Below are 12277 nucleotides of genomic sequence, written 5' to 3' on the forward strand. Positions count from 1 at the left end.
TAGTGGCTAGTGGCTAGTGGCTAGTGGCTAGTGGCTAGTGGCTAGTGGCTAGTGGAATCCGTATCGGCGTGGTGGACAAGCTGGACTTCTTTCCCGACGGGTCGCCAATTCCAATCACTAGCCACCAGCCACCAGCCACTGCTCAGGGCCGCAGGGTGAGGCTGGCGGGCGTGGCCGTGAAGGCCGAGAGGCGGCCCAGATAGCTCATGCCCAGCAGGGAATGCGGCAGACCGTGCTCGACTACCAGGGCCTGGACGCGCTCGACGCGAGCGCCGGCCACGGCGACGGCCTGAAGCTCTACAGGCGCGGCGCGGACGGGGCCCGAGGCGGTGATCAATGTGCTGGAAAAGTCGTCGACGGTGAGTTTCAGACCCAGACGGGCGGCGTCGTTGCGGGTCAGGGCGACCACGCTGGCGCCGGTGTCGACCATGACGCGGACGGCTCGGCCCTCGATCATGGCGTCAGCCCAGTAATGGCCGTCGAGACCCTTCAGCACCCGCCCCGGAACGCCCCGGGCAGGCGGGGAAGCATGGGCGGCCGGGACGGTCGCGGCCTGGGCCTGGCCGCGCAGCCCGGCCTGATCCATCCACCAGACGGTGGTCAGGGCCGAGGCGACGGCGGCGGCCGTGATGCCGAGAGAAGAAAGGTCGAAACGCATGCGTTACTCGTCCAGAGGCGCCGCTTCTGCGACGGTTCCGGTATCGCACGCCCCCGTTTGGATGCGGTGAAGGGGGATGGTTTGCGTGGGCTTAACGCGGCCGCGTCAGGCGGGGCCCAGCAGGGCCGGATCGATCCGGGTCCGCCGCGCCGGCAACCCGGCCATGATTGTCGCGCGCTGATCGTCGGTCAGTACGCTCCAGGCGCCGATCTCGGACAGGGTGCGGAAACAGCCCAGGCAGAGGCCGGACGCGCCGTCGACGACGCACAGCTTGACGCAGGGCGTGGCGACGCTGGGCGGCGGGGTCTGTGGGGTTTGAGCGACAGTTGATGACATCAATACGAAATATGGTCCGATGCCGGAGTAAAAACTATTGCGTTTTTTGCCGACCGGGGTTAGCTTGAGGATGACGCGAAACGACTATGACGGTGAGATTCCCGAAAAGCACGACGTGTCTCTTTTCATCGTTCCATCGAAAGGAGACGCCAGGATGAACGACAGAGACCGCAACCTCCAGCACGCCATGATGTCATTCGCCCTCTGGGGCGGGATGCTGGTCAATACGAAGAACAACAACGGGGCCGGTGACCGCGTTATCAGCCACCCGTCAAACTTCGTGCCGATCAAGATCGAGAAGCGCCGCTAGGGCGCCGCTCGATCAACTGAAAAAGCCCCGGCCCGAAAGGTCCGGGGCTTTTTCAATTCTTCTGTCGCTCGCGGGATACACGGGCGGCGATGAAATCCGTGCCAGTCTTCCGGCGGAGGGGCGCGCATATGCTGAAGCTTGAGGCGACACTGGTCGCCACGATGACCGCGCAGCCGCGGCAGGGCGGCTGGTCGCCGGATCGAGGAATCGACTTCACCGTCTGGGCGCCGACAAGGCAGTCGGTCGCCGCCGCACCCGCGAACGCCGAGCGGATCGTGGCGAGCGAGCCTGTCAGCTTCCTTGACGCCGATGATGTCCTGGCTCCCGGAATGACGGTCGTGCGGCGCTATGTCAGCCTCGCCGCCCAGGCGGCCGAGGCCGCCGCCAAGGGCAACCCGGACCTTCCCCTGACGCGGGCCTGGTCGTCCGTGGCGCGCAAGGCTCCCGGGTCCTGACATTGCGGCGACGCCGCGGTTGCGGCACAGCGGAGCCATGACCCTGATCCGCCGAGAACGCCGCGCCCACATCGAACTCTGGACGCTGGACCGGCCCGACCGGCTGAACGCCCTGCCCGACCTGGAGGACGGCGAAGCCTTCGCCGCCGCCTGCGAGGCGGTGAATGCCGACCCGGACGTGCGTTGCGTGGTCCTGACCGGGGCGGGACGCGCCTTTTCGGCGGGCGGCGACCTGAAAGCGATGAGGGACCGGCGCGACATGTTCGCCGGCTCGGGCGCCGATATCCGCGAACGCTATCGCCGCGTGGTGCACCGGATCGCGCGGTCGCTGTACGGGCTGGAGGTTCCGCTGGTGGCGGCGGTGAACGGGCCGGCCATGGGGCTGGGCTGCGACATCGCCGGACTGGCCGACATCCGCATCGCCTCGGAGGCGGCCAGCTTCGGCGTGCCCTTCCTGAAGCTGGGGATCTTGCCCGGCGACGGTGGGGCCTGGCTGATGCCGCGCAACATCGGCTATGCGCGGGCCGCCGAGATGCTGTTCACCGCGCGGGTTCTGGACGCGAGGACGGCGATGGACTGGGGGCTGGTCAGCCGTGTGGTCACGCCCGAACGGCTGATGGACGAGGCCATGGAGATCGCGGAGGACATCGCCGCCCGCGCGCCCCAGGCCCTGCGCATGACCAAGGCCCTGCTGCGTCAGGGCCGCGACGCGACCTTCGACCAGATCCTGGAGATGACGGCCTCGATGCAGGCGCTGGCGCATCTGAGCGACGACCATCTGGAGGGGGTGACGGCAGCGCTGGAGAAGCGTGGGGCGGATTTCACCGGTCGGTAGGGCGCAGTCCGAAGGTCAGGGCGCACATGGCCAGACATACAAGGCTGGAGGCGGCCAGGGCGACGTGTGGCGATGCGTCCAGAGCGATGGCGTAGGCGGCCGGAGCGACCGCCTGGAGATAACGCGCCGGCGTCAGCAGCAGCGCCTGCCGGGCCGCGTATCGTTCCGGCCCGAAGACGTGCAGCGGCAGGACGCCGGAGGCCACGGACAGCAGGCCGTTGCCCGCGCCCTGCCCCACGGCGAGCAGCGGTGCCAGACGCGCGCCACCCCACGCCGCCAGCCCGGCGCCCAGAGGATGGAACAGACAGGCGAGCCGCACCGTCGCCAGCGGATGCGACCGGTGCAGGACAATGAGGTCAAACAGACGCGCGGCGATGGCGCTGGCCGCCATCAGACCCGCGGCCCAGGCGGCGTGTTCGGCGCCGAGACCGAGTTGGTCCAGCAGGCGAGGCAGGTGGGCCCCCATGGCGGTGGAGACCATCCATCCCCCGGCGAAGACGGCGGCGATCTGCACCATGCGCCGGTCCCATCGAATCCGCCCCGGCGCGGCTTTCGTCGCCGATGCCGCGTGCCGCCGCGGCAGGACCGCAAGGGTGAGAGGGAGGCACAGCGCCAGATGGACCAGCGCCCAGACGGCGCAGGCGACGCGCCAGTCCCATGCCCCGATGATCAGCCGGCTGACGGGCCAGCCGAGGCCGCCGCCCAATGCCCCGATCAACGAGACGGCGGTGATCGGGCGGCGGGCTGCAGCGCCGTGCCACTCGACCAGAATGGCGAAGGCCGTGCCGTAAAGGCCGATCGACATGCCGATCCCCAGAGCCACGACGCCGGCCATCAGAACGACGGCTGACGGCGCCAGGGCCATCGTCAGCAGGGCGGCGGCGAAGGCGAGGTGCGCCCATGCCTGCACGCGCCGCCCACCGCTGCGTTCGATCCAGCGCCCCGCCGGTGGCGAGAGCACCGCCGAGATCAGGAAGGCGACGGACAGGGCGATGAAAAGGGCGGATGGCTCAAGACTCAGCGTCTGAGCCATTGGATCGGCGAGGACACCCAGCAGGTAGTAGCTGGAGGCGAAAGCCACGGCCTGGCCGAGGCCGAGGACGGGAACGATCAGACGGGCGCGCAGGGACATGGGCCGGAATCGCCGGATTGCGCCCGGCCGGAAAGCGACATATCGATCGCCGCATGTTCGAAAACCTCACAGCCCGAGCGGCCCTGCCCTCGTTGAACGCGTTGCGGGCGTTCGAGGCGATGGGACGAACCGGCTCCGCGACGCGAGCGGCGGCGGAATTGAATGTCACCCACAGCGCGATCAGCCGCCAGGTAAAGGCGCTGGAGTCGGCGTTGGGGGTTCGGCTGTTCGAGGGCCCGAAACACCAACTGCGCCTGACCGTCCGGGGCGAGGCGTTGCGGGCGGGGCTGGGAGCCGGCTTCGACATCCTGACCGAGGCGGTGCGAGCGGTGCGCGACGCCGCGGAGGTTCATCTGGCGATCCACCAGAGTCTGGCGGTCAAATGGCTGATACCGAGGCTGGGCGCCTTCGAGCGGGACTGCCCGGGCATCGTACTGCACCTTACGGACCTGGCGCCGACTGCGACCCGGCAGCGCGGCGCCGACCTGATGGTCCGCTATCTGGACGGTTCCGCGTTGAACGATGCCGGAGTGGAGCGGCTGGCGGAAAACCGGGTCGGTCTGGTCTGCACGCCCGCGCTCGCGGCAGGCGACATTTCAACGGCCCCGCGTCTGGTGGCGCGCACCCGAATGGGCGGATGGGCGGAATGGTCGAGGTTGACGGGCCAGGCCGAGCCTCGTGGCCCGACCCGCACCCTGACCCATCTGCATTTCGTGCTGGACGCGGCGTCGGCGGGACTGGGGGTCGCGGTGCTGCCCTGGATAATCGTGGCCGAAGACGTCGCCGCAGGACGGCTGGTCGCGCCTTTCGGTTTCGAAGCGGATGGCGGGGCGCTCGCCGCGATCCGGAGCGGCGAGGAAACCGGGCGTGCGGCGCGGACCGTGATCCGCTGGCTCGGTGAACAGGCCCAGGCCACGGCGCGAGCCGCCGCCTGAACCGACCGGGTCGTTACCCCGCCTGCGCCGGGGCCCGCATGGCGCGGCCGGCGGGGACGCCGGCTGTGACGGCCCGCGGGGCGCCGGCGGTCTGGCCGGGTTTCATGAACTTGACCAGGACGCGCTGGCCGATCAGCAGGGGCGCGTCGCCGGCGGTGACCACCACCTCGACCACCCGCTCGTCCGAGCGTTGCGAGGGATCGTCCGAGGCCAGCTTGCGAGCGCCGAAGACGGCGGCGCGGCGCAGGACGGCCCCGACATAGACCTTGGACGGGTCGCCCTCGGGCGTGATCTCGACGGCCTGGCCGGGGGTGATGTTGGGGATGTCGCTCTCGACGATCTCGGCGCGGGCGATGCGCGGGGCGTCGGGCTCGAGGTCGAACATGTTGGACACGTTCAGGGTCGAGGCGCCCGCGCCGGGGTTGGCGTAGCGGCGCACGATGCGGCCCGACTGGGGCGCGCGGATCACCGTCAGCTCGACGTTGTAGGCGGCCTGGTCGCGGCGGGCGCGGGCGGTCTGGACGGCGGCCTGCTGCGAGGCGAGCCGGGCCTGGGCCTGGGCGATGGCGTCGCGGGCCTGGTCCATGCGCTGGGCGGCGACGAAATTGGTCGCGACCAGCTGGGCGAGACGGTCGTATTCGCGCTGGGCCGTGCGGATGTCGACCTGGATCAGGCGCAGCTGGCTTTCAGCCTGGGCGACGTCGGCGTTGGCGCTTTGCAGGGCAAGACGGGGTTCGTCGTCCTCCTGACGGGCGAGGATCTGGCCGGCGACGACGCGGTCGCCTTCCTGGACCAGCACCGAGCGAACCACGCCGCCGCGGCGGGCCGCGATCTGGATGATGCCGCCCTCGATGTCGACCTTGCCGTTGGCGATGGCGGCGTAGGGGCTCTCGACCTTGGTCGCAGCAGCCTTTTCTTCCTCGGCCTTTTTCGCCTTGCCGGAGCTCTGCATGAAGCTGAAGCCGAGGACGAGCACGATGATCAGCACGATGCCGATCCAGAGCCATTTGTTCTTGAGGAAGGCGGGCATGTCGAAGGTCCTTCGGGTCGTCAGTGCGAGGCCAGCGTGGCGTCGGGATTGGGAATGCGGCGTTGGTCGTCAATGATCACGCCGTCCTCGATCTTGATGACCCGATCGGCCCATTCCTCGAGGCGCGGGTCGTGGGTCACGCAGATGACGGCGGCGCCGTGTTCGGTGGCGGCGCGGCGCAGCAGGCGGATGACGATCTGGCCGTTCTCGCCGTCGAGCGCCGAGGTCGGTTCGTCGGCGAACAGAATCTGCGGATTCTTGGCCAGGCAGCGGGCGATGGCGACGCGCTGTTTCTCACCGCCGGACAGGGCCGATGGCCGCTGATGCAGGCGCGGGCCGAGACCGACCTCCTCAAGCGTCGCGGTCGCCTGGCGTTTGGCGTCGCCCTTGGACAGACCCTGGAATTTGAGCACCACCTCGACCTGCTGCAGGGCCGTCAGAGCGGGAAACAGGTTGAAGCCCTGGAAGATGAAGCCGCAGTTGTCGAGGCGGAAGCGGTCGATCCGCGAGGTCGACAGTTTCCACAGGTCGTCGATGTCGAGGGTGTCCACCCGGCCTTCTTCGGGCCGCAGCAGGCCGGACAGGGCCGCGATCAGGGTAGACTTGCCCGAGCCGGAGGGGCCCATGACCATGGTCAGGTCGCCGTGGCGGGCGTCGAAATCCACGCCCTTCAGCACCTCGATGAAGGACTTGCCGGACTTGAAGCGCTTCACCAGGCCCTTGGCCTCGATCGCGAAGTCGCCGTGCTTGCCGTGGGTTCTGGTCGGGCTCATCGCAGCAGATCCGCCGGCTGGCTGTTCTTGAGGATGCCGAGGGACAGCAGGCCCGACAGCATGGCGATGACGATCAGTCCGCCGCCGACGACGATCAGCAGGGTCAGCGGCAGGGCGATGATCACGGCGTTGGCGAGCGCCAGCATCTGCACCAGCAGGGTCAGGCCGATGGCGGCGCCGACGCCGACCAGGCCGACCCAGAAGCTGAGCTCCATGACGATCCGGTTCAGCGACCCCATGCCGACGCCCAGCGCCCGCAGCGAGGCGAACTCCTTGATGTTGGCCATGATGGCGCCGCGCAGCGTCTGCCAGGTGATGGCCACGCCGATGATGGTGCCCAGCACCACGCAGCCGCCGATGATGATGACCAGAATGCCTTCCTCGAACATGGCCGAGGCGTTGGCGTCAGCCAGCTCCTGACGGGTCCAGGCCTTCCACTGCCCGTCGCCCTGGGCGTTCAGCTCGGTAGCGACACGTTGGGCCTGCGAGGGATCGCGCAACTTGACCATCAGGGGTCCCACGCGCGGGCCGGTATCGGCCTGGCCGAGCTTCCGCAGGGTGTCGCGGGACATGACGACGTTCGCCTGCATCATGTTGGGATAGCCACGCGTGATGCCAACGACGGTCACGGTCTGACCGTTGTACATTGCCTTGTCGCCGAGGCCGACTTTCAGCTTACGAACGGCGGTTTCGTCGATGGCGACGGTGTAGGGCTGGCGGAGGGCGTCGACGAGCTCGGGCGAATAGTCCGTCGGAATCGTGACCGCGCCGGGTGTCGTGTCGATAATGCTGGCCTGCACATAGTTCATCGCCGGGGCATCCATCTTGGCCCGGTCCGCCTGCGACATCGTGGGGTCGACGCTACTGACCGGCTGGAAGGAGCCTTGCGATCCGTCGAGAGGCTGGACCTCGACGACCGCGGGGTTGCGGTAGGCCAGCGGGATGAAGCGGCGCGGCACGCCGGTCGAGCCGTTGATCAGGCTCTTGGCGCCCGGCTGCATGATGATGATGTCGGCGCTGGAACGCTCGATGGTGGCGGTGAAGCCCTTGCCGATGCCGATGAAGACGCCGGTCATGGCCAGCACCAGCAGACCCGACAGGGCGAGCGCCATCACGGCGGCCATATAGCGCCGCCACTCGTACAGCAGCGTGGACAGTGCAAGCGACATTGGTAAGGACAGACCCCCGAAACGTTATCGCTATGTGACGACGCCGGACGTCGGAACCAAGTTAAATCGGGGTAAGGCGACCGACGTTACGCTTTCGTGAGGCGCTCGCGAGGCGATGGACGGGATCGGTTCATCGGGTCTAGGTAACAGCAACAGTCGGCGATCAACGCCGAACCTGGGAGATTTCGCAGAATGCAGCTTCGTTCGCTTCGCGCCGCCGTCTCGGCGACCGCATCGCTCGCCGCCGTCGCCGGTTTCATGGCTGTGATGGCCGCCCCTTCCCCGGCTCGCGCCGATGAAGGCATGTGGACGTTCGACAATTTTCCGATCCAGACGGTGAACGACAAATACGGCACCCGGATAGATCAGGCGTGGCTGGACCGGGTCCGCAACGCCGCCGTCCGCATCCAGGGCTGTTCGGCCTCGTTCGTCTCGGACGAGGGCCTGATCCTGACCAACTGGCACTGCGTCGTCGGCTGCTCGCAGGAGCTGTCCTCGCCCGAGCAGGACTATGTGAAGAACGGCTTCCTGACCGCGAACCGCGAGGAAGAGAAGCGCTGCCCTGGCCAGACCGCCGAGGTGCTGGTCGACATCGTCGACGTGACCGACCGGGTGCTGGGCGCCGGGGCCGGGCTGGAAGGCGCGGCGTTCAACGCCGCCCGCACGGCCGAGACGAACAATATCCAGACCGAGGCCTGCGCCGGCGATGCGAAATTCAGCTGCCAGGTGATCAGCTTCTACCGTGGCGGCCGCTATGCCATGTACAAATTCCGCAAGTATGACGACGTGCGGCTGGTGTTCGCGCCCGAGAACCAGGCGGCCTTCTTCGGTGGGGACCCGGACAATTTCAACTTCCCCCGCTACGCCCTCGATGCCGGCTTCCTGCGCGCCTATGAGGATGGCCAGCCGGTCGCGACGCCCAACTTCCTGAAGTGGAATCCGAACCCGCCCAAGGAAGGCGACGTGACCTTCGTGGCCGGCAACCCCGGCTCGACCTCGCGCCTGCTGACCATGAGCCAGCTGGAGCGGCTGCGTGACCAGCAGCTGCCGGTGACCTTGATCCAGAACTCGGAACTGCGCGGCCGCCTGCTCGAATATTCGCTGACCGGCGACGAGGCCAAACGGCTGTCGTTCGATCCCATCTTCGGCCTGGAGAACAGCTTCAAGGTCTTCTACGGCCAGCAGGGAGCCTTGACCGACCCCGCCTTCATGGGCGCCAAGCGTGAAGCGGAGACCGAGTTGCGCGCCCGCGTCGCGGCCGATCCCTCGCTGGTGCAGCAGATCGGCGATCCCTGGGGCGAGCTGGAGCGCGTGCAGGCGACCGCGCGCGATCTGTTCCTGCCGGTCCGCCAGCTGGAACAGGCCGCCGGCGGCGGCTCGACCCTCTACGCCATGGCCCGGTCGATCGTGCGGGCGTCGAAGGATACGACCATGACCGACGCCCGGCGCGCGCGCCTGGTGGCCATGGTCGGCGCCGAAACGCCGATCGCGACCGACATGGAAGAGATCCGCCTGCGCTACTGGCTGTCCAAGACGCGTGAGTATCTTACCGTCGACAATCCGCAGGTGAAGGCCCTGCTGGGGCGCGAAAGCCCCGAGGGTCTGGCCGACCGGCTGATCTCGAACACGCGGATGGGCGACGCCGCCTTCCGCGCCCAGGCCGCCGCCATGACCACGGCGCAACTGGCCGAGGCCGATCCGCTGCTGGCCTTCGTCATCGCCAATGACGACGCGGCCAAGGCGATCGGCGACCGCTGGGCCGCCGAGGTCAATGCGCCGACCGCCCGCGCCGCCGAAAAGGTCGCCCAGGCCCGGTTCGCGGTCTACGGCGCCAATCTGTACCCCGACGCCACCTTCTCGCTGCGCCTGTCCTACGGTCAGGTCGCGGGCTGGACCTACCGCGGCGTGACCGTGCCGCCTTTCACCTACATGGGCGGCCTGTACGAGCGGGCCACCGGCGCCGAACCGTTCAACGCGGCGCAGGCCTTCATCGACAATGAAAGCCGGGTCAACAAGGACACGGTGTTCGACTTCACCTCGACCAACGACATCATCGGCGGCAACTCGGGCTCGCCCGTGATCAACGCCGACGGCGAGGTGATCGGCGCGGCCTTCGACGGCAACATCCACTCGCTGGGCGGATCGTACGGCTATGACGGCGAACTGAACCGGACGGTGACGGTGTCGACGGCGGCGATCACGGAGGCGCTGCGCAACATCTATCCGCAGCCCCGCCTGCTGGAAGAACTGGGCGTTCGGTAACGACCCTTCTCCCCTTGCGGGAGAAGGTGTCAGGCGAAGCCTGACGGATGAGGGGTCGCTCCGGTCTTGCCGGGCGACCCCTTCGTCATTCATGGTCTGGCCACCCTCGCCGGCCCCGTCGGCAAGACCCCTCATCCGACCCGCTGCGCGGGCCACCTTCTCCCGCAAGGGGAGAAGGAAAGGAGATACAGATGCGCCTCACCCCCGCCCTCGCCGCCGCCCTTCTGACCATCGCCGCCGGGGCCGCCCGCGCGGAAGAAGGCATGTGGACCTTCGACAACTTCCCCATCGCCCGCGCCAACGCGACGCTGGGGACGAACATCGACCAGGCCTTCCTCGACAAGGTGCGGCTGAGTTCGGTCAAGTTCGGCGGGTGTTCGGCGGGGATCGTCTCGGGCGAGGGCCTGGTGATGACCAACAACCACTGCGTCGCCACCTGTGTGGCCAATCTGTCGACCCAGGCGGTGAACTACGCCGAGACGGGCTTCACCCCGCGCAGCCGCGAGGAGGAGCTGAAATGCCCCGGCGGCACGGCCGAGATCCTGACCGACATCAGCGACGTCACCGAGCGGATGCAGGCGGCCGGCGCCGGGCTGGAAGGCCAGGCCTTCACCCGGGCGCGCGACGCCGAGGCCGGGCGGATCGAGCAGGAGGCCTGCGGCGACGCGACCGACAAGCGCTGTCAGGTCGTGACCCTGTACCGGGGCGGCCAGTTCAAGCTCTATACCTACAAGAAGTACGCCGATGTGCGGCTGGCCTGGGCGCCGGAAGACCGGGCGGCGACGTTCGGCGGCGACCTCGACAATTTCAGCTTCCCGCGCTTCGCCATCGATGCGGCCTTTATCCGGCTGTACGAGAACGGCGCTCCGGCGGCGACGCCGACCCATTTCAAATGGAACGCCGACAAACCTGTCGAGGGCACGCCCGTCTTCGTCTCGGGCAGCCCCGGCGCGACCCAGCGGCTGCTGACCCAGGAGCAGCTGTTCACCATCCGGGACGTGGTCCTGCCCATGGATCAGTTGCTGGCGTCGGAGTTGCGCGGACGGCTGATCCGGTTCTCGGAGGAGAGCGATCAACATGCCTTCCAGGCCATGGACCCGATCGTCGGGCTGGAGAACACCTACAAGCGCGGGCTGGGGCGGATGCGGGCTCTGGTCGACCCCGCCTTCATGGCCATGAAGGCGGGGCAGGAAACTGACTTCCGGGCCCGGGCTCGCGGGGAGCAGGCCGCCCACCCTCCTGAGACCGGAGCCACGGTTCCCCAGAGCGACGACGACACCCTGTTTTACGCTCCCGGCGATCCGTGGGCCGAGCTGGCGGCGGTCCAGCCGATCATGCGCGAGACCTATGCGGCCATGGCCCTGCTGGAAGGCGGGACCGGCGCGGGGACGACGCCGGTGGCCGGCGGCTCGCAGCTGTTCCTGTGGGCCCGGACCATCGTGCGCGGCGCCCAGGAGCGGGAGAAGCCGTCCGCCGAGCGCCTGCCCGAATTCGCCGACAGCCGGCTGTCAGGCGTTCAGTCCGGCCTGTTCGCCGAACGGCCCGTCTATCCGGCGCTGGATCAGGTGCGGATGGAGTGGTGGCTGTCCAAGACGCGGGAGTGGCTGACCGTCGACAATCCCGCGGTTCGCGGCCTGCTGGGCCAGGAGTCCCCGGAGGCGCTGTCGGCGCGGCTGGTCGGCGGGACGACGCTGGCCGATCCGGCGGTGCGGCGGGCGCTGTGGGAGGGCGGTCTGGCCGCCGTCGAGGCCTCGGACGACCCGATGATCCAGTATCTTCTGTCGATCCAGGATGAGACCCGCGCCGCGCGTTCGGATTGGGAGGCGCGGGTCCAGGCCCCGACCGACCGGGCCTCGGAACGGCTGGCCGCGGCCCGGTTCGCCGCCTATGGCGACGCGGTCTATCCGGACGCGACCGGGACGCTGCGCCTGACCTACGGCAAGATCGAGGGCACGGACGTTCCGGGCCAGCGGTTCGGCGCCTTCACCACCTTCGACGGCCTGTGGGACCGGGCGACGGGCGCGGCGCCGTTCGATGTGGCGCCGAAGCTGCTGGCCGCGAAGGACCGGATCGACGGGGACACGGTGCTGAACATGGCGGTGTCGTCGGACACCATCGGCGGCTCGTCGGGCTCGCCCGTGGTGACGGCGGCGGGCGAGATGGTGGGGGCCAATTTCGACTCCACCGTCCTGACCCAGCGCAACGCCTATGGCTATGACCGCAACGTCAACCGCTCGGTGATCGTGACCACCGGGGCGGTGACGGCGGCGCTGCGGGATGTCTACGGGATGGAGCGGCTGGTGGCGGAGCTGGGGGTTCGGTGAGCTGAGTGGCTAGTGGCTAGTGGCTAGTGGCTAGTGGCTAGTGGCTAGTGGCTAGTGG

General features: G+C 68.6%; 12 protein-coding genes. 6 read left to right on the forward strand and 6 right to left on the reverse strand.

Going from position 1 to position 12277, the window contains the following annotated elements; all coding sequences use genetic code 11:
• Positions 1-142: 142 nt before the first annotated feature.
• Together PSV23_RS16810 and PSV23_RS16815 are read right to left on the reverse strand one after the other, a co-directional pair.
• Positions 143-658, reverse strand: a complete 516-nt coding sequence (locus PSV23_RS16810; protein WP_300471383.1) for a TIGR02281 family clan AA aspartic protease — start codon at positions 656-658, stop codon at positions 143-145.
• 105 nt (positions 659-763) lie between these two features.
• Complete coding sequence (locus tag PSV23_RS16815; RefSeq protein ID WP_300471385.1) at positions 764-994, reverse strand: DUF1289 domain-containing protein; 231 nt, start codon at positions 992-994, stop codon at positions 764-766.
• A gap of 154 nt (positions 995-1148) precedes the next feature.
• Between PSV23_RS16815 and PSV23_RS16820 the strand changes: the two genes are divergently transcribed.
• The 3 genes from PSV23_RS16820 to PSV23_RS16830 all read left to right on the forward strand — a co-directional run bounded on the left by PSV23_RS16820 (position 1149) and on the right by PSV23_RS16830 (position 2594).
• Entirely contained in the window at positions 1149-1304 is a 156-nt protein-coding gene (locus PSV23_RS16820) for a hypothetical protein (protein WP_200943669.1), read from the forward strand.
• A gap of 128 nt (positions 1305-1432) precedes the next feature.
• A complete protein-coding gene (locus PSV23_RS16825) occupies positions 1433-1759 on the forward strand; it encodes a hypothetical protein (RefSeq protein ID WP_300471390.1) in 327 nt (108 codons plus the stop codon).
• 37 nt (positions 1760-1796) lie between these two features.
• Positions 1797-2594, forward strand: a complete 798-nt coding sequence (locus PSV23_RS16830) for a crotonase/enoyl-CoA hydratase family protein (RefSeq protein ID WP_300471392.1) — start codon at positions 1797-1799, stop codon at positions 2592-2594.
• Here the strand turns inward: PSV23_RS16830 and PSV23_RS16835 are convergent.
• Entirely contained in the window at positions 2581-3726 is a 1146-nt protein-coding gene (locus tag PSV23_RS16835; protein ID WP_300471395.1) for an MFS transporter, read from the reverse strand. The two genes, PSV23_RS16830 and PSV23_RS16835, sit on opposite strands and share 14 nt — an antisense overlap.
• 53 nt (positions 3727-3779) lie before the next feature.
• Here PSV23_RS16835 and PSV23_RS16840 point away from each other — a divergent pair, with 53 nt between their 5' ends.
• Positions 3780-4661, forward strand: a complete 882-nt coding sequence (locus PSV23_RS16840; protein WP_300471398.1) for a LysR substrate-binding domain-containing protein — start codon at positions 3780-3782, stop codon at positions 4659-4661.
• A gap of 13 nt (positions 4662-4674) precedes the next feature.
• Here the strand turns inward: PSV23_RS16840 and PSV23_RS16845 are convergent, their stop codons facing one another.
• Genes PSV23_RS16845 through PSV23_RS16855 form a run of 3 tightly spaced genes read right to left on the reverse strand, consistent with a single transcriptional unit; the run spans position 4675 to position 7633 of the window.
• Positions 4675-5691, reverse strand: coding sequence for an HlyD family secretion protein (locus PSV23_RS16845; RefSeq protein WP_300471400.1), 1017 nt, complete (start codon positions 5689-5691; stop codon positions 4675-4677).
• Positions 5692-5711: 20 nt separating this feature from the next.
• The gene (locus PSV23_RS16850; protein ID WP_300471402.1) at positions 5712-6464 is read right to left on the reverse strand and encodes an ABC transporter ATP-binding protein; all 753 of its coding nucleotides are present in this window, start codon (positions 6462-6464) and stop codon (positions 5712-5714) included.
• Entirely contained in the window at positions 6461-7633 is a 1173-nt protein-coding gene (locus tag PSV23_RS16855) for an ABC transporter permease (protein WP_300471405.1), read from the reverse strand. Before PSV23_RS16855 ends, PSV23_RS16850 begins: the two co-directional genes overlap by 4 nt.
• A 192-nt stretch (positions 7634-7825) precedes the next feature.
• Between PSV23_RS16855 and PSV23_RS16860 the strand changes: the two genes are divergently transcribed.
• Positions 7826-9895 (forward strand): S46 family peptidase, encoded by a 2070-nt coding sequence (locus PSV23_RS16860; protein WP_300471407.1) that lies wholly within the window; start codon positions 7826-7828, stop codon positions 9893-9895.
• 191 nt (positions 9896-10086) lie between these two features.
• Positions 10087-12219 (forward strand): S46 family peptidase, encoded by a 2133-nt coding sequence (locus PSV23_RS16865; RefSeq protein WP_300471410.1) that lies wholly within the window; start codon positions 10087-10089, stop codon positions 12217-12219.
• The last annotated feature ends 58 nt before the right edge of the window (positions 12220-12277 follow it).

Origin of the sequence: Brevundimonas sp. (genome assembly GCF_029946145.1) — a bacterium.
Taxonomy (GTDB): domain Bacteria; phylum Pseudomonadota; class Alphaproteobacteria; order Caulobacterales; family Caulobacteraceae; genus Brevundimonas.

Excerpts from the sequence above, each read along its gene's own strand:
- PSV23_RS16810 (WP_300471383.1), bottom strand. The coding sequence starts at position 658 with ATGCGTTTCGACCTTTCTTCTCTCGGCATCACGGCCGCCGCCGTCGCC.
- PSV23_RS16815 (WP_300471385.1), bottom strand. The coding sequence starts at position 994 with ATGTCATCAACTGTCGCTCAAACCCCACAGACCCCGCCGCCCAGCGTC.
- PSV23_RS16820 (WP_200943669.1), top strand. The coding sequence starts at position 1,149 with ATGAACGACAGAGACCGCAACCTCCAGCACGCCATGATGTCATTCGCC.
- PSV23_RS16825 (WP_300471390.1), top strand. The coding sequence starts at position 1,433 with ATGCTGAAGCTTGAGGCGACACTGGTCGCCACGATGACCGCGCAGCCG.
- PSV23_RS16830 (WP_300471392.1), top strand. The coding sequence starts at position 1,797 with ATGACCCTGATCCGCCGAGAACGCCGCGCCCACATCGAACTCTGGACG.
- PSV23_RS16835 (WP_300471395.1), bottom strand. The coding sequence starts at position 3,726 with ATGTCCCTGCGCGCCCGTCTGATCGTTCCCGTCCTCGGCCTCGGCCAG.
- PSV23_RS16840 (WP_300471398.1), top strand. The coding sequence starts at position 3,780 with ATGTTCGAAAACCTCACAGCCCGAGCGGCCCTGCCCTCGTTGAACGCG.
- PSV23_RS16845 (WP_300471400.1), bottom strand. The coding sequence starts at position 5,691 with ATGCCCGCCTTCCTCAAGAACAAATGGCTCTGGATCGGCATCGTGCTG.
- PSV23_RS16850 (WP_300471402.1), bottom strand. The coding sequence starts at position 6,464 with ATGAGCCCGACCAGAACCCACGGCAAGCACGGCGACTTCGCGATCGAG.
- PSV23_RS16855 (WP_300471405.1), bottom strand. The coding sequence starts at position 7,633 with ATGTCGCTTGCACTGTCCACGCTGCTGTACGAGTGGCGGCGCTATATG.
- PSV23_RS16860 (WP_300471407.1), top strand. The coding sequence starts at position 7,826 with ATGCAGCTTCGTTCGCTTCGCGCCGCCGTCTCGGCGACCGCATCGCTC.
- PSV23_RS16865 (WP_300471410.1), top strand. The coding sequence starts at position 10,087 with ATGCGCCTCACCCCCGCCCTCGCCGCCGCCCTTCTGACCATCGCCGCC.